The 17,350-nt window shown below is 35.7% G+C and carries 15 protein-coding genes and 2 tRNA genes; 13 read left to right on the top strand and 4 right to left on the bottom strand.

Annotated features, from left to right (window positions below; genetic code table 11):
- The first annotated feature begins 84 nt into the window (after window positions 1–84).
- The 4 genes from HMPREF2685_RS01340 to HMPREF2685_RS01325 all read left to right on the top strand — a co-directional run bounded on the left by HMPREF2685_RS01340 (window position 85) and on the right by HMPREF2685_RS01325 (window position 2,384).
- Window positions 85–1,425 (top strand): sensor histidine kinase, encoded by a 1,341-nt coding sequence (locus HMPREF2685_RS01340; RefSeq protein WP_049475057.1) that lies wholly within the window; start codon window positions 85–87, stop codon window positions 1,423–1,425.
- A complete protein-coding gene (locus HMPREF2685_RS01335; RefSeq protein ID WP_003009229.1) occupies window positions 1,422–2,180 on the top strand; it encodes a response regulator transcription factor in 759 nt (252 codons plus the stop codon). Before HMPREF2685_RS01340 ends, HMPREF2685_RS01335 begins: the two co-directional genes overlap by 4 nt.
- A gap of 50 nt (window positions 2,181–2,230) precedes the next feature.
- Window positions 2,231–2,302, top strand: a tRNA-Glu gene (locus tag HMPREF2685_RS01330).
- 8 nt (window positions 2,303–2,310) lie between these two features.
- Window positions 2,311–2,384, top strand: a tRNA-Asn gene (locus HMPREF2685_RS01325).
- Between the two features lie 99 nt (window positions 2,385–2,483).
- On the opposite strand, the gene HMPREF2685_RS01320 is transcribed toward HMPREF2685_RS01325, so the two are convergent.
- On the bottom strand, window positions 2,484–5,051 hold the full coding sequence (locus HMPREF2685_RS01320) for a YfhO family protein (protein WP_070464810.1): 2,568 nt from the start codon (window positions 5,049–5,051) through the stop codon (window positions 2,484–2,486).
- A 49-nt stretch (window positions 5,052–5,100) separates the two neighbouring features.
- On the bottom strand, window positions 5,101–6,726 hold the full coding sequence (locus HMPREF2685_RS01315; protein ID WP_049475060.1) for an ATP-binding cassette domain-containing protein: 1,626 nt from the start codon (window positions 6,724–6,726) through the stop codon (window positions 5,101–5,103).
- A gap of 205 nt (window positions 6,727–6,931) precedes the next feature.
- On the opposite strand from HMPREF2685_RS01315, the gene trpS reads away from it, so the two are divergent.
- Window positions 6,932–7,960: a tryptophan--tRNA ligase gene (gene trpS / locus HMPREF2685_RS01310; RefSeq protein ID WP_021154159.1), complete on the top strand. Its 1,029-nt coding sequence runs from the start codon at window positions 6,932–6,934 to the stop codon at window positions 7,958–7,960.
- 142 nt (window positions 7,961–8,102) lie between these two features.
- On the top strand, window positions 8,103–9,584 hold the full coding sequence (gene guaB, locus HMPREF2685_RS01305) for an IMP dehydrogenase (RefSeq protein ID WP_003009220.1): 1,482 nt from the start codon (window positions 8,103–8,105) through the stop codon (window positions 9,582–9,584).
- 45 nt (window positions 9,585–9,629) lie between these two features.
- Here guaB and recF read toward each other — a convergent pair whose 3' ends face one another.
- Entirely contained in the window at window positions 9,630–10,724 is a 1,095-nt protein-coding gene (gene recF, locus HMPREF2685_RS01300) for a DNA replication/repair protein RecF (protein ID WP_070464807.1), read from the bottom strand.
- Window positions 10,724–11,086 carry a S4 domain-containing protein YaaA gene (gene yaaA, locus HMPREF2685_RS01295; protein WP_024054765.1) on the bottom strand — a complete coding sequence of 121 codons (363 nt, stop codon included), beginning with the start codon at window positions 11,084–11,086 and terminating at the stop codon, window positions 10,724–10,726. The genes recF and yaaA overlap by 1 nt, the downstream gene beginning before the upstream one ends.
- A gap of 155 nt (window positions 11,087–11,241) precedes the next feature.
- Between yaaA and yfmF the strand changes: the two genes are divergently transcribed.
- Genes yfmF through HMPREF2685_RS01260 form a run of 7 tightly spaced genes read left to right on the top strand, consistent with a single transcriptional unit; the run spans window position 11,242 to window position 17,219 of the window.
- Window positions 11,242–12,489 (top strand): EF-P 5-aminopentanol modification-associated protein YfmF, encoded by a 1,248-nt coding sequence (gene yfmF, locus HMPREF2685_RS01290; protein WP_003002080.1) that lies wholly within the window; start codon window positions 11,242–11,244, stop codon window positions 12,487–12,489.
- An 8-nt stretch (window positions 12,490–12,497) separates the two neighbouring features.
- Window positions 12,498–13,772: an EF-P 5-aminopentanol modification-associated protein YfmH gene (gene yfmH, locus HMPREF2685_RS01285; RefSeq protein ID WP_049486038.1), complete on the top strand. Its 1,275-nt coding sequence runs from the start codon at window positions 12,498–12,500 to the stop codon at window positions 13,770–13,772.
- 26 nt (window positions 13,773–13,798) lie between these two features.
- Window positions 13,799–14,206 (top strand): helix-turn-helix domain-containing protein, encoded by a 408-nt coding sequence (locus HMPREF2685_RS01280; protein ID WP_023919990.1) that lies wholly within the window; start codon window positions 13,799–13,801, stop codon window positions 14,204–14,206.
- A gap of 31 nt (window positions 14,207–14,237) precedes the next feature.
- Window positions 14,238–14,777, top strand: coding sequence for a CDP-diacylglycerol--glycerol-3-phosphate 3-phosphatidyltransferase (pgsA, locus tag HMPREF2685_RS01275; protein WP_003009208.1), 540 nt, complete (start codon window positions 14,238–14,240; stop codon window positions 14,775–14,777).
- Entirely contained in the window at window positions 14,778–15,602 is an 825-nt protein-coding gene (locus HMPREF2685_RS01270) for an energy-coupling factor ABC transporter ATP-binding protein (RefSeq protein WP_070464804.1), read from the top strand. It abuts the gene before it with no gap.
- Window positions 15,587–16,429 carry an energy-coupling factor transporter ATPase gene (locus tag HMPREF2685_RS01265; protein ID WP_021154152.1) on the top strand — a complete coding sequence of 281 codons (843 nt, stop codon included), beginning with the start codon at window positions 15,587–15,589 and terminating at the stop codon, window positions 16,427–16,429. Before HMPREF2685_RS01270 ends, HMPREF2685_RS01265 begins: the two co-directional genes overlap by 16 nt.
- On the top strand, window positions 16,422–17,219 hold the full coding sequence (locus HMPREF2685_RS01260) for an energy-coupling factor transporter transmembrane component T family protein (RefSeq protein WP_024054768.1): 798 nt from the start codon (window positions 16,422–16,424) through the stop codon (window positions 17,217–17,219). The genes HMPREF2685_RS01265 and HMPREF2685_RS01260 overlap by 8 nt, the downstream gene beginning before the upstream one ends.
- Window positions 17,220–17,350 lie beyond the last annotated feature (131 nt).

Genomic DNA, 17,350 nt, shown 5'->3' with positions numbered 1-17,350 from the left:
ATAATTTTTTGTATATAAAATTTTATTTTTTTATAATAATACTAGAGTATAATAAAATAGAAAAAACAAAGTGGGAGAGTTTGTGTGATTCAGTCATTAATCTTGTCTTTTCTCTTGGGAGGGATCATTGTTCTGACGTTTGCATTAGTGGACGAAAAAATCTATCAGGAACATCAATTTGCATTTATCTTTCTTCTGAGCACCTTTGTTCTTCTTTTTGAAAGTCTCTTAGTATTTTTAGATGTGACTTTATTTTCAAATATTCGACTCTCTGATTTAAATATGCTCTTATGGCCGGTTTATTTATATCCTTATTATCATTATGCCAATCGGACGAATCGCTTGTGCGCCATTTTTTATTCTTTTTTTACTTATTTAGCGGTTGAAGGAACAGCAACTTTTCTGACGATAATTGTCTCTTCAGTGTTGGGAGATGCTGTTGTAGCAGCTTACTCGATTGTCTACAATATGTGTATTCGTTTGCTTTCTTTAGGAATCATTTTGAAGTTAATTGACTTATTTGAATTTGATTTCACTCCTTTTTATGAGCAAGAATTTGAAAAATATTTAAAGAAACTCATCTGTGTCTATTTTGCTATATTTGTAGTGATTAATTTTGCTTTATGGATTAGTGAACAAGCGCAATTTAAAAATTTTGGGAGTATGTTGGCAACGATTTGTTTTTTCTCTTTTGTAGTCAGCTTATTCCATATGAAAATCGAGCGAGATCAGTATCGTAAAAATTTAGAACTGGAGTATAAAGAATTTTCTGAGCAACAAATGAGTCGGTATATGGCTGAAATTCAAAGTCTCTATTCTATTGTTAGGGGATTTCGTCATGATTTGGGAAATTTAGTTATTTCTATGTCATTAGCTATTGAGGAAGAAAATATTCCAGAAATACAGAGAATCCATAGAGAAGTATTGGAAAAAGGTTATAAAGAGATCAATACAGAAGCATTATCAGGATTCAACTTGGTCAATATCAAAGATTCTGCTTTACGAAGTATTTTGATTCGAGGTTGGTTGGATGCAAGAGATGCTGGGGTAGAAATGACCTTTGAAACGAGTGAACCAATCGAGCAACTACCAGTTGATTTATTAGATATCGTGAGAATCGTTGGGATTCTAGTGACAAACGCTTTGGAAGCTTCAAAAGAAGCAGAAGAAAAGAAAGTTCATATTGCTATTTTCTCTATTTCAAAAATTGTTTACTTAGTGATTCATAATACAACAAATGAAATCACTTTTGATATTAGAAAAATATATGAAGAAGGCTATTCGACAAAAGGAGAAAATAGAGGACTAGGATTAAATAATGTGAGAAAAATCTTAGCAAATTATGGAACGATGTTTTTAGAAACGGAATTGCAAGGAAATCGTTTTTTACAAGTTTTGAAGATTGGAGGATACGAACAAGAATGAAGATTTTTTTATTAGAAGATGAGCTCTCTCAACAGATACGGGTAGAAAAACATATTGCAGAAATTGCTAAGGAATTAGAAATTAAACTTGAAGTGATTTCTACCGGTAAAATTTCGGAATTTGAAAATTATATCCAACATTCGGATATCCACCAATTATATTTTCTAGATATTCATATCCAAGACAATGAGTATTGTGGGCTGGAAATTGCTCAAAAAATACGAGAAGCAAATCCTTATGCCATTATTGTTTTTATTACTACAAAATCAGAATTCGCTTCGATTACCTATCGTTATAAAGTATCTGCCTTAGATTTTATTGATAAAAATTTGAATGAAGATTTATTTAGATTAAAAATCAAGGAGTGTATTGAGTACCTAACAACTATTCAAATTGGAAATGATGATTTGACAGATTATTTTGAGTATGACTTTAAGGATAAAAAGATAAAAATTCCATTTAAGGATATTCTTTATATTGAAACTGTTGGTTCGGCTTATAAATTAAACTTAGTTGGGAAAAATTTTCAAAAAGAAATTGCGGGAAGTTTATCAGATGTCTTGGAGAAAGATGTGGAGGAGAGATATTTCAGTCCCCATCAATCTTTTATCGTGAATAGAAGTATGATCATTGGAATGGATAAGAAAAAGAAACAGCTGCTGTTGAAAGAAGGGTATTCTTGTCCAATCTCAAGAAGCAATATCAAACGTGCCAAAAAATTAATTGAAGAGCAAAATTTAGAATTTAGTGCTTGACAATTAGTTAAATTTTGATATAATGGGATATGTTCTGTTAATGAATATATGGTCCGTTGGTCAAGGGGTTAAGACACCGCCTTTTCACGGCGGTAACACGGGTTCGAATCCCGTACGGACTATATCTCATTCCGCCATAGCTCAGTTGGTAGTAGCGCATGACTGTTAATCATGATGTCGTAGGTTCGAGTCCTACTGGCGGAGCTAGTATAGCACCCATTTGGGTGTTTTTTTTGTTTTGAAAAAGGCTAGGATAATGACTATCCTAGCCTTTTATTTATAAGTGAACGATGGTTAGATTCCTTAACTTTTTCGTCTTTTTATTTGTCTCCATTCGTAGAGGAAGAAGAGAATGATTCCAACGAAAAAGGCAATGAATCCTTCAATGAAGCCTTGGGGAACAAATGTTAAGGTGACTGTTCCGGATCCTTTTGAAACACGAACTCCCATCAATCCTTTCTGGATGCGATGAATTTGGATAGGCTTTCCATTTTGTTTAGCTGACCAGCCTTTATCATAAGGGAGTGTAAAAATAAGGGTAGTGTCTCTATTTGCGTTATAGGCTGCTACCAATTTGTTTTTCTTTTTGTGAATAGCAACTTCTTGCTGACGAATACTAGCGATAGCTTGTGTGTATTGGTTAAGATCCAGAGCAAAAAATTCTGGTGTATCAAAGGAGACTGTCGAATTTTCTGGAAAACTCATACGAATAGTAACTGTTTCTTCTGTGTCAAAATGGCCAATTGAAAAGAATGGAAAGGCATTATCAATGGTATAGCGTTGGGTCTGTCCATTGTAGCTGATTTCAATATCTTTCCGATCATCGTTTGAAAATTGTAAATTTGGAACATTGACATATAGTTGGCTATGGGCAGGAACCGTTACTTCATATTGAATACTTGCGTAGGATAGATGACTATCTTCTTCAATTTTTGCAGTTTGCAACGAAGATGTAGTATTTTGTGAAGTAGGCGAGAGAATATTTAATTTCTTATAAAATTTATATTTTTCATCCGTGATTTGATGGATGAATCGTGTCTGATTATCCAGTGTCAAATTCGTAAAGAAAGTATTTTTATAAGGTTTTGCTGACAGAAAGGCGATTGGTAAGGCATATTCGTTTTCTGAAAGTGAGACTCCATTTTTGGTTGCAATCTCTTTAAATCCAAATTTTTGAACAGGTTGTTGGCTTAAATTATAGCGAACACCAAATAGACTATCCATTAAAATAGAATTGTTTTGGTATCGAAGATTGAGGTTAGTTCCTTCAGATTTAAATCCTAGTTTGTCCAATGTCGAGCTAGCATCCGTATTTCGTACAGATGAAAATTGAGAAATTCCATTATAACCATACTTCATGCTATCATTGCCTGTTTGTGGCTGTAGAATCTCAGTCCGATAATTTGAGTCTGTCTTCTCTCTTACTAAGGATTGGATGGCTTTTAAGTCGCGTTCGTAGGATGAGCGAGAAGCAAAGACCCATTCATTCGCAATTCCTTCCATTTGATAATAACTATTTACCGATAATTCAAAAATGGAGAAAAAAAGGATCGAAAGATAGAAAAGTCTAGGCGGTATCTTTTTTAGGATAAATCCTAAACAGACCAAATAGAAAGCAATTAAAAATTCAAAAGTAACAATAAAATTGACAGCATCTAAAAATTTATAGTGACTGCTGTAAAGGACAGTTGCTCCAAATCCTAGAATAAGGAGGAAATTAGCAAGACTAAAACGAATCCAAGTAATCTCCTCTATTCGATTTAGTACTTCTCCTGCCATCAGAATAATCGTCAAAGAAAAGATCCAAGAGTATCGATGAAGAAACATATTTGGCGCGTGCATACCTTGCCAAAGGAGATCTAATAATTGAAAACGAAAACTCAAAATAAGAATGGTCAAGAGTATAAAGTAAGAAAGTTTCACGTGAAACTTGATCGACTTTACAAAGAAAAAGGTGATCGCTAATAGAAGTGGAAATAATCCCACGTAGATCATTGGAATTGATCCATATTTAGTAGTGTCAAAACTTCCAATGAAATTTTTTGCAAATACGTCAAGATACCAACTTTTTTCTGTAAAGATACTGTCAACCTTTGAAAAACTTTCTCCATGAGTGCGTAAATCTAAGAAGGTTGGATATAACATCACAAGGCTTGATATAACTGATAAAAGAGATACAATTACAAAATGAAAGAAGCGTTTTCCAATTCCTTTGATGTCCCATGACAGTTGTGTCAAGTACCATAAAATAAGAAAAATAGACATCATAAACCCAAAATAATAATTTTGGATAAACAAGCTGGTTAAGCTGATAAAGTAGAGAATCTCTCCCTCATTGTAAATGAGTTTTTTGAATCCATAAAGAATTAATGGTGCTAGGATAAAAACATCTAGCCAAGTTTTGATTTCAATTTGGCTGATAGCAAAGCTCATAAGAGCAAATGATGTTGAAAGGGTAAGAACCAGGGATCTAGGAATTTTAGAAAACATTCCATGTAAACTAATATAAGTGCTTAAGCCAATAGCTCCAAATTTAAGAAGAGTGATGAGGTAAACAGCATCCGGCATGGATTGTGCATTAAAGAAGTAGACAAGAGGAGAAAAGAAACTTCCTAGATAATAGCTACTGAGTGCATAGAAATTAATACCTAATCCACTTTGAAAACTGTAAAATAGGCTATCTGTCCCATGTAAAATATTTCGAAGTGTGGTATCAAAAATGACATACTGATGATAACCATCTCCTAATAAGGGGGATGTATCACTGTTCCAGTAGATTCCTTGTGAGAGGTAAATAAAGAACATCATGATAGCTGGAATCAGGAAAGAAGATACTATAAAAAGGGATGTTTTTAGCTTTGTTTTATTCATATATTTCTACTGAAAGAGCCTGAAATAATGATTTCAGGGCTCTTTATTTTTATGATTGGCTCCAAAGTTCTTTCACTTTTGCTTGAACTTCTTCATTTTCAAGAAACTCATCATAGGTTTCATCAATACGATCGATTACGCCGTTTTTTGAAAGAACGATAATATGGTTGGCGAGTGTTTGAATGAATTCGTGGTCATGGCTGGCAAAGATAATCGATTCTTTAAAATTCTTCAATCCATCATTCAAACTTGAGATAGACTCCAAATCCAAGTGATTGGTTGGATCATCCAGTACAAGAACATTTGACTTGAGGAGCATCAATTTAGACAACATGACACGAACTTTTTCTCCCCCTGACAAGACGTTGACAGACTTGTTAACTTCGTCACCCGAAAAGAGCATACGTCCTAAGAAACCACGAAGGAAAGTATTGTCATCTTCTTCTTTACTTGCAAATTGACGAAGCCAATCAAGAATACTTTCACCACCTGCAAAATCACGACTGTTGTCTTTTGGTAGATATGATCGACTAGTTGTAACTCCCCACTTGACAGTTCCTTCATATTCAATATCATCCATCAATGCACGGATCAAAGCAGTTGTTTGAATATCGTTCTGTCCGATAAGGGCAGTTTTGTCACCAGGACGTAAGATAAAGCTGATATTGTCAAGGATGGTTTCTCCATCAATCTTGACAGAAAGATTTTCAACTGTCAAGAGATCGTTACCAATTTCTCGTTCTGCCTTAAAGTTGATAAATGGGTACTTCCGACTAGATGGAACAATTTCTTCAAGTTCAATCTTGTCAAGCATTTTTTTACGCGAAGTTGCTTGTTTTGATTTTGAAGCGTTGGCTGAGAAACGTGCGACAAACTCTTGTAATTGTTTAATTTTTTCTTCAGCTTTTGCGTTTCTATCTGCTTGTAATTTTGCTGCAAGTTCAGAAGATTCTTTCCAGAAATCATAGTTTCCGACGTAAAGTTTAATTTTTCCAAAGTCGAGATCCGCCATATGGGTGCAGACTTTGTTCAAAAAGTGGCGGTCGTGGGATACAACAATAACCGTATTTTCAAAATCAATTAGAAAATCTTCTAACCAGGTAATGGATTGAATATCGAGACCGTTGGTTGGTTCGTCCAAAAGAAGGACATCTGGTTTACCAAAAAGGGCTTTAGCTAGGAGAACTTTCACTTTATCTCCGTTAGCTAACTCGCTCATCGTTTGATAATGGAGGTCTTCTGAAATATTTAGATGTTGAAGCAATTGAGATGCTTCGCTTTCTGCTTCCCATCCACCGAGTTCGGCAAATTCACCTTCAAGTTCAGCTGCACGGACGCCATCTTCATCAGAGAAATCTTCTTTCATGTAGATAGCATCTTTCTCTTTCATAATGTTGTAGAGCTTTTCATTTCCCATAATGACAACATCGATGACTCGCTCGTCTTCATAGTCAAAGTGATTTTGACGCAAAACGGATAAACGTTCATCAGGGCCAAGAGAAATATGACCAGTTGTTGGTTCAATATCTCCAGCTAAAATTTTTAAAAAGGTTGACTTTCCAGCACCGTTGGCACCGATGAGACCGTATGTATTTCCCTCTGTAAAGTTGATATTGACATCGTCAAACAATTTTCGATCACTAAAACGTAGTGAGACGTCTGATACTGTAAGCAATGATTTTCTCCTCTTTCTATAATGTCTTCATTTTACTAGAAAATAGGGGAAAATTCAACTTTTTTACTGTCAATTTGTTTTTACAATGATGTAAACGAAATTGACAGTTTAGTAAAGTGTTAATTCCTTACAAACATAGAGGATAGACTAACATTTTCAACTAGAAAGTGCTATAATGATAGGGATAACGATTAAGGAGAAGAGTATGACAAAACCCATCATTCTGACAGGAGATAGACCGACAGGAAAACTCCATATTGGCCACTATGTTGGTTCTTTAAAAAATCGCGTCTTGTTGCAAAATAAAGATGAGTATAATATGTTTGTTTTCCTAGCAGACCAGCAAGCTTTGACAGACCATGCAAAAGATCCAAAAACGATTGTAGAATCTATTGGTAATGTTGCTTTGGATTATCTGGCAGCTGGACTAGATCCTGAAAAAGTTACGATTTTCATTCAAAGTCAGATTCCTGAATTAGCGGAATTGACCATGTATTACATGAATCTAGTATCTTTGGCGCGACTTGAAAGGAATCCAACTGTAAAAACCGAGATTTCTCAAAAAGGTTTTGGTGAGAGTATTCCAACAGGATTTTTGGTATACCCTATTTCACAAGCAGCCGATATCACAGCATTTAAAGCGAATTTTGTTCCAGTAGGAAATGATCAAAAGCCTATGATTGAGCAAACTCGTGAGATTGTTCGTTCCTTTAATCATGCATACAACACAGATACTTTGGTGGAACCGGAAGGAATTTATCCTGAAAATGAAGCAGCGGGGCGCTTACCTGGTTTAGATGGAAATGCTAAAATGTCTAAATCATTGAATAATGGAATTTACTTAGCTGATGATGCGGATACTTTAAAGAAAAAAGTGATGAGTATGTATACCGATCCGGATCATATTAAAGTAGAGGATCCAGGAAAAATCGAAGGCAATATGGTGTTTCATTACCTGGATGTATTTGGCCGTCCAGAAGATTCAGCTGAAATTGCAGAAATGAAAGAACATTATCAACGTGGTGGACTTGGTGATGTAAAGACCAAACGATATCTTTTAGAAATTTTAGATCGTGAATTAAGACCAATTCGTGAAAGACGACTTGAGTTTGCAAAGGATATGGGTGAGGTCTACTCTATTCTTGAAAAAGGAAGTGAGCGCGCTCGAAATGTAGCAGCTCAAACACTGGATGAAGTAAAATCTGCGATGGGAATTACCTATTTTAAAAAATAAAACGACTTCATTAAAAGCGAACATTTCTTACTGTTCATTGATAATTTACCAATAAATGATTGACAAATTGCCATAGAATGGTATGATATTAACAATAAAAATTCGAGCCTTGCTCAAATAAAAAGAAAAGAGGATCCAGCTAATGTCTAATTGGGACACAAAGTTTTTAAAAAAAGGGTTTACATTCGATGACGTGCTTTTGATTCCAGCAGAAAGTCACGTATTGCCTAATGATGCAGATTTAAGTACACAATTAGCAAGTAATTTACGCTTGAATATCCCAATCATTACTGCTGCCATGGACACAGTGACTGAAAGTCAAATGGCAATTGCTATGGCACGTGCTGGTGGACTTGGTGTTATCCATAAAAACATGTCAATTGAGCAACAGGCAGATGAAGTACGCAAAGTAAAACGTTCTGAAAATGGGGTTATTATTGATCCGTTCTATTTGACTCCGTCTCATACAATTGCAGAAGCAGATGAGTTGATGGGACGATACCGAATCAGTGGTGTTCCTGTTGTTGAAACACTTGAAAATCGTAAATTAGTTGGTATCCTTACAAACCGGGATTTGCGTTTTATTTCTGATTACAATCAACCCATTTCAAATCATATGACAAGTGAAAACTTGGTAACTGCACCGGTTGGAACCGATTTGGAAACAGCTGAACGCATTCTACAAGAGCACCGTATTGAAAAATTACCATTGGTAGATGAAAATGGTCGTCTTTCTGGCTTGATTACAATCAAAGATATTGAAAAAGTTATTGAGTTTCCAAATGCGGCTAAGGATGAATTTGGTCGTTTGCTTGTGGCTGGTGCCGTAGGGGTTACTTCAGATACTTTTGAACGTGCAGAAGCTCTTTTTGAAGCTGGTGCAGATGCTATTGTCATCGATACTGCTCATGGACATTCTGCGGGTGTTCTTCGTAAGATTGCAGAAATTCGTGCTCACTTCCCAGATCGTACCTTGATTGCAGGAAATATTGCAACCGCTGAAGGTGCTCGTGCATTATTTGATGCAGGGGTAGACGTAGTTAAGGTCGGAATTGGTCCAGGATCAATCTGTACAACTCGTGTTGTTGCAGGGGTTGGTGTTCCTCAAGTGACTGCCATTTATGATGCAGCCGCTGTAGCTCGTGAATATGGAAAAACGATCATTGCTGATGGTGGTATCAAGTATTCAGGAGATATTGTCAAAGCACTAGCAGCTGGTGGAAACGCGGTTATGCTTGGCTCAATGCTTGCAGGTACAGATGAAGCACCAGGTGAAACAGAAATCTTCCAAGGTCGTAAATTTAAAACATACCGTGGTATGGGATCTATTGCAGCAATGAAGAAAGGTTCTAGCGACCGTTACTTCCAAGGATCTGTCAATGAAGCCAATAAATTGGTTCCTGAAGGAATTGAGGGACGTGTTGCTTATAAAGGTTCTGTAGCAGATATGGTATTCCAAATGATCGGTGGTATTCGTTCAGGTATGGGTTATGTTGGTGCAGCAACCATTCAAGATTTACATGATCATGCACAATTTGTTGAAATGAGTGGTGCAGGATTGAAAGAAAGCCATCCTCATGATGTGCAAATCACAAACGAGGCTCCTAACTACTCAGCACAATAAATTTACACATTTGTAAACAAAAATAACAGCATCTTGACAATTCTGTCAAGATGCTGTTTTGATATGACCGGCTTGAACAGTGAAAATTTTCAACTCTTCAGGCAGGTCTTTTAAATGATCGAGAGTGGTCGTTGTAATAAATGTTTGAATATTATTAGAGATGGTTTCAAGTAGTTGAAGTTGACGATAATTGTCAAGTTCGCTCATGACATCGTCAAGTAATAAAATAGGCTTTTCTCTTGTGATTTCTTCCATCAATTCAATTTCTGCTAATTTTAGAGAGAGAACAACACTTCGATGCTGGCCTTGACTACCAAAGGTAGCATTCATATTATTGATGAAAAATGCCAAATCATCCCTGTGAGGCCCAATACTTGTTGTTTTCCTAAAAATATCCTTCTGACGGTTTTTTTCCAACATAGAGAGAAACTGCTCTTCTATATCATTTCCTTCTTCAGAAAAAACAGTTGACTGATATTGAATTGATAGGTTTTCTTTGTTGTCAGAAAGTCGAGTATGTTTTTCTTTTGCTTTAGCTTCTAATTTTTTAATAAACTCAAGCCGATGATGGATGACGCGACTTCCAAAACTAGCTAGTTGTGAATCTAAGACCTCCAAAAATGTAGCATCAATTTTTTCCGAATTTTTTAGATAACTATTTCTTTGTTTCAGTACATGGTTGTATTGAGATAAGTCAGATAAGTAGAGAGGTTTCATCTGACCTAATTCAATGTCAATAAACTTTCGACGCCCTGCAGGTGATCCTTTGATCAGTTGCAAATCTTCGGGTGCGAAAAGGACAACATTCATATGGCCAATATAGTTCGATAATTTGGCTTGTTTCAAATGATTTACCTTAGTTATCCGACCTTTTGGTGTCAAGGAAATTTCTAATGGAAGGGGACCAGTTTCTCTTTGTAACTGACCAGACACTTTAAAATCGGTGGATTCAAAATAGATGAGATCTCTATCATTTCGTGTTCGATGACTTCTGGTTAAAGCTAGAAAATAAATTGATTCGAGAATATTGGTCTTTCCTTGAGCATTTTGACCTAGGAAAATATTTAATCCAGGATGAAACTCGACTTCTAGTTCTTGATAATTACGAAAATTTTGAATGGATAACTGTTTTAACCACATTACGAGATACCAGGAAAGCGAATTGCTTTTTCTTTTTTGTTAGTCTTTGTCGGTTGTTTCTTTTGTTGTTGATTGAGTTGCTTGACAAGTTTAGCAACACGTTCCTTTTCTTCCTTCTCTTTAAGATGTTCTTCTATTTCTTCTTGAGAAGGTTCAAGAATGGTGATAGTCATGCTCAGTTCAGGAATGTCAATTTGATCATTGACACGAAGTTTACGGCCTCTCCGTTGTTCTAATTCACCATTAACAAAGACTTCTTTTTCTTGAAGAAAAGCTTTGATTGCACCACCACTCTGTATAATACCGAGTTCTTTTAAGATTGCTTGTAATGTAATAAAGTCATCAAATAATTTGTAATTCATAGTTCACCTCTTTGCGTGTTATTATACCATATTTTTAGTTTTTCTAGGGTAGAGAATGTTGAGTGATTTGAGGAGCTTTTTCACAGTTTGAATTAGGATTTTAGTGTGATTTCGTGTTATAATGAAAGTTACTATTGAGTAGAACGAGGATGAAAATGGAATTAGTAAAGGGCGTGAATCTTCACTTTCTTCAATCAAAAAAATTTAAAACCAATAAAATTAAGGTCCGTTTTTCATCGCCATTAGATGAAAATACCGTGGCTGCGCGTGTTTTAGTAGCCTGTATGATGGAAACTGCAAATCAAAAATATCCAACTTCACAATTATTCCGTGAAAAATTAGCGAGTCTATACGGGGTAGAATTGTCAACCTCAGTCTCTAAGAGGGGGCGTGTTCATTATGTTGATTTGAATATTTCCTTTGTGCGCGATGACTTTTTGAGCAAGAAAAATGTTCTTACTGATGAAGTTTTGGACATTATAGAAACTATCTTCTTTTCACCTTTGGTAGTAGAAGATCACTTTGACAGTGATACATTTGACGTTGAAAAGAAAAATACAATTTCCGATTTGGAGTCAGAAATTGAAGAGCCTTATTATTATGCACATGGGCAATTGAATCAACTATTTTTTGAAGACGAAACAATCGGGATGTCAAGATTGGGGAAAGTTGATTTAGTGAGACAAGAGACAGCTCAAAGTTCTCTTTCACAGTTTCACCAGATGCTCCAATTAGATAATATTGACTTCTTTTTCATAGGCGATTTTAATGAGGTCGCTATTGTGGATCGAGTGAACCAGTTTGAATTCAAGCCACGTGATAACAATTTGTCTGTCACCTATCAACAACCTTTTACAAATGTTGTTAGAGAAAAGTTAGAGCAAAAACAAAACCAACAATCTATTCTAGAATTAGGTTACCATTTTTCTACCCAGTATGGAGAATCTCTCCATATCCCACTAGTTGTATTAAATGGGATGCTGGGAGCTTTCTCGCATTCGAGACTTTTTCAAATAATTCGTGAGAAAGAAGGACTTGCTTATACCATCTCTAGCCATTTTGATATTTTTACAGGCTTTATGAGAGTTTTTGCAGGCATTGATAAGGAATCTCGTACGAAAGTAATGACCTTGATTATGAGACAGTTGAATGATTTAAAACGAGGCAAGTTTACAGAGTCAGAGCTTCAATTGACAAAAGAAATGTTGGTGAATACGACCTTATTAGCACAGGATCGGCAAAATACCTTGATTGAAAGGGAATATTTGAAAACGATCCTAGGAAAGAAAGTCCTTTCTTTAGAAGAGTGGTTAGAGTCCATCGATAAGGTTAGTAGAGAAGAAATTATTGAAGTGGCAAAAACAATTAATTTACAGTCTGTTTATTTTATGGAAGGAAAGTAGTGTAAAGATTGAAAATTAAAGAAAAATATTATGAATCAGTTGGTGAGCAAGTTTACTTTACACGCTTGTCAAATGGGTTGACTATTCATTTAATTCCAAAAGAAGATTATTATGAAACCTATGGAATAATCACAACTAAGTTTGGCTCAGTGGATACACGAATTCTAGTGAATGGTAATGAAAGGCAATATCCTGCAGGAATTGCTCATTTCCTAGAACACAAAGTATTTGAAGATGAAAATGGTCAAGATTATTTAAAAAAATTCGTTCATTTAGGATCGGAAAGTAATGCCTTTACAAGCTTTACAAAGACAAGTTATCTTTTCTCAACAACTTCAAAGGTCCCTGAAAATATTCAATTGTTATTGGAGATGGTTTCAAAGGTTTCCTTTACAGAAAAATCTGTATCTAAGGAAAGAAAAATCATTCAACAAGAAATTGGAATGTACCAAGATAGTCCAGACTATCGATTATTTTTTGGTGCTTTAGAAAATTTATATCCTGGAACACCGTTAGCAGATGATATTGCTGGAACTAGGGAGTCTATTTCTGACATTACAATAGATAATCTCCGTGAAAACTTTGATCTATTCTATCATCCCTCTCAAATGCACTTATTAGTGATCGGAAACTTTGATGTTGATGAAGTATTGCAAGTAGTAAAGGAATATGATCTAGTTCCTCCTCATCCATCTGTGGAGTTAGAACGTTTTCCTGTAGAAAAAAATGAAGTAAGATTGAATCAATCTTGTAGAATGGAAGTTGCTACTCCTAGGTTGGCAATTGGAATTCGAGGAAATGATATCATTAAGGAAGAGGAAAAATTTCGTTATAAATTGATGTTGAAATTACTGTTTTCGATGATGTTTGGTTGGACTTCGCAACGGTTTCAAAGTTTATATGAAGCTGGGAAGATTGACAACTCATTGACACTTGAAGTCGAGGTTGAGGAATTATTTCATTTCGTTATTTTGACAATGGATACTCAAGAACCGGTGTCCTTATCTCATCAATTTAGGTCAGCAATCAAACAATTTGAGAAGGATCCAGATGTCAATCAGGAACATTTGGATACGATTAAAAGCGAAATGTTTGGTGATTTCTTACAAGGTTTAAATTCGCTTGAGTATAGTGCCACTCAGTTTGAATATTTTTCAGACGGTAGCACTTCTTATGATCTTCCAAAGATTTTACAAGGTATTAGTTTACAAGATATCATCAAATTAGGGCGTCAGTTCATCGACCAGGCTGAGATGGTTGACTATATGATTTTTCAAAAGTAGTAAACAATGTATCAAGAAGGGAAAACATGAAGAAGAGAACGATTGGTCAAGTGTTAAGACTGTCAAGAGTAAATTTACACTTAAGTTTACAGGATGTGTCAAATAAGACAGCCATTGAAATTCCTTATATAGAAGCGTTGGAAAACGATGAGTTTGATCTATTACCGAGTCCCTTTTACGCTCAGATCTATCTTAAAAAGTTAGCATGGGCTTTGGGATTAGATGAGTCCATCCTATTGACAGCTTTTCGTGAAGGAAAAGAATTGTTATTTGATGAAGAAATACTTGTAGATGACGAAGAGCTTCATTCAAGAAAATTAAGACAGAAAGCGAGCTGGTTACCAATCCTGTATTATCTACTAGTTAGTTTTGTCATCCTTGGCTTTGTGATTTATATCGTATATTTTTATGAGTTTACAGCATCTGTAAAATAGATGTAAAGATAGTTTATTTTTTGGAGGAAGTATGAAAAAAGAAAATATTCCTAATGCATTGACATTAATTCGGGTTGTGATGATTCCTATTTTTATTGCTATTTTAAGTTTAAGTCATTCTTACTTAGGACATATTGTAGCGGCAGTTATTTTTGCAATTGCTAGTATTACAGATTATTTAGATGGCTTTCTTGCACGAAAATGGAATGTAGTTAGTAATTTTGGTAAATTTGCCGATCCGATGGCAGATAAATTATTGGTCATGTCAGCTTTTATCATGATGATTGAATTAAAAATGGTTCCTGCTTGGATTGCGGCCGTTATCATTTGTCGTGAGTTAGCTGTTACTGGTTTGCGTCTTCTACTTGTTGAGACAGGTGGTACAGTTCTTGCTGCAGCCATGCCTGGAAAAATTAAAACCTTTAGCCAAATGTTTGCCATTATCTTTTTGCTTTGCCATTGGACTCTTCCAGGGCAAGTGTTGCTTTATATTGCATTGATTTTCACAATTTATTCTGGTTACGACTACTTTAAGGGAAGTAGCTATCTCTTTAAAGACACATTTAAATAAATGAAACAGATGATTGAGCTAAAAAATGTATCCTTTCGATACGATAAAACAGTAGAAGAGTATCAAATTGACACGGTTTCGTTTCACGTGAAACAAGGAGAGTGGCTTTCGATTGTTGGACACAATGGTAGTGGGAAATCTACAGTTGTACGCCTGATTGATGGTCTTTTGGAAGCTGAGTCTGGTGAGATTTACATTGATGGAAAAAAACTGACTCGTGAAACTATATGGGAAATCCGTAGTAAAATTGGGATTGTATTTCAGAATCCTGATAACCAATTTGTTGGTGCGACAGTAGAAGATGATGTTGCCTTTGGTTTAGAAAATCAAGGAATTCCACGGGAAGAAATGCTTCAACGAGTGGAGAAGGCTATTGAGCAAGTTGGTATGTTGGAGTTTAAAGATCGCGAACCATCTCGTTTGTCAGGTGGTCAAAAGCAACGGGTGGCCATAGCAGGTATTATCGCCTTGAGACCAACGATTATTATCCTTGATGAAGCAACTAGTATGTTAGATCCAGAAGGCAGAGAGGATCTAATGGCGGTAATGAGAGAACTTCAGAAAAAATTTCAATTAACAATTATCTCCATTACCCATGATTTAACCGAAATTGCCTTAAGTGATCGAACACTGGTGTTTCAAAAAGGAAAACTAGAGTCTTCTATGACGCCGCGGGAATTGTTTTCAAGAAATGACCTTAATGAGATTGGACTAGATAAGCCTTTTAGTAAGCAGGTTCAAGAATCTCTCAGCTCGCATTTTCCGCTAAAACAGGATTATCTAACAGAAAGTGAGTTATTAGACCAACTATGGGAATATCTTTAAAGAATGTCTATTATACTTATCAAGAGGGAAGTCCTTTTGAAGGGCAGGCGCTTTCTGATATTAGTTTGGAAATAAAAGATGGATCTTATACAGCCATTATCGGGCATACTGGTAGTGGCAAGTCTACTTTGTTGCAATTACTAAATGGTTTACTGCGTCCGACTAAAGGAACGATTCAATTTGAAGATTTTGTTTTAGATAATCATTCTGAGCCAAAAGAAATGAAGTACCTGAGAAAAAAGGTTGGTTTGGTTTTTCAATTTCCAGAAAGTCAGCTGTTTGCAGAAACCGTTCTAGCTGATGTAGCCTTTGGACCACAGAATTTTGGGGTACCTAAGGACAAAGCGGAGGAAATAGCCAAAGAAAAATTAGCGATCGTTGGTTTAGAAGAGTCTATCTATGATAAAAGTCCATTTGAACTATCTGGTGGACAGATGAGACGGGTTGCGATCGCAGGTATTTTAGCTATCGAACCAGAGATTTTAGTATTGGACGAGCCAACAGCAGGTCTAGATCCTGCTGGAAGAAAGGAATTGATGGCGCTGTTTGAGACATTACATAAAAATGGGATGACCCTAGTTCTGGTAACTCATACGATGGATGATGTAGCAAATTTTGCTGATACTGTATTTGCTTTAGAAGCGGGAAAACTTGTCCTAAACGGATCCCCAAGGGAAGTGTTTCAACAGGTTGAGTATTTACAAAAACTTCAATTAGGAGTCCCACAAATTACGAATTTTGCTCTTCAATTGAAACGAAGAGGACTTCCTCTGGACAGACTACCAATCAAAATTGAGGAACTAAAGGAGCTGTTACTTCATGAATAATATGATTTTGGGAAGGTATATTCCTGGAAACTCCATTATCCACCAACTAGATCCTCGTGGGAAGTTGCTCTCAATGTTTTTATTCATATTTCTTCTGTTTTGGGCAAATAATATCCAGACAAATGTTCTTCTCTTTGGTTTTATTTTTGTTTTAATGTATCTAACGAGGATTTCGGTTAGTTTTTATATTAAAGGTTTAAAATCAATGATTTTTATCATTGCTTTTACAACCATTTTTCAATTATTTGCGACCTCTCAAGGAACTATTTTGTATCAATGGTGGTTTTTTAAATTAACCGACCAAGGATTGATGCAAGCCGCCATCATATTTTGTAGATTTATTTTAATCATTTTTTATTCGACGATTTTAACCGTGACGACGACACCATTGAGTTTAGCAGATGCTGTTGAAAAGATCCTCACACCACTAAAAATTATTAAAGTTCCAGCACATGAGATTGGGTTAATGCTATCTATGAGTTTGCGCTTTGTTCCAACTTTAGTGGATGATACGAATCGAATCATGAATGCGCAAAGGGCGCGTGGTGTTGATTTTGGTGAAGGAAATCTATTAAAAAGGATCCGTTCCTTCATTCCGATTCTCATTCCTTTGTTTGCCTCAAGTTTTAAACGCGCAGATGCATTAGCAATTGCGATGGAAGCGAGAGGGTACAAAGGCGGTGAAGGACGAACACGCTATCGGACTCTGCAGTGGGGAGTAAAAGATACCCTGGCATTGCTCGTTATTCTGTGCCTCATGTTGATAGTTTTTTATCTAAAAAATGGATAGAGCTAGTTGTATTGGTTCAAAAATAAGGAAAAAGCGCTATACAAAGCGCTTTTTACATTAAATTCACATATTCTTGTAACATTTGTAATATATTCTACAATAAACTGTAACATTTTGTGTGTATGATAGAA

This window comes from Streptococcus sp. HMSC074F05, assembly GCF_001808725.1.
Taxonomy (GTDB): Bacteria; Bacillota; Bacilli; order Lactobacillales; family Streptococcaceae; genus Streptococcus; species Streptococcus parasanguinis_I.
This window is presented reverse-complemented; position numbering and strand designations above follow the sequence as displayed.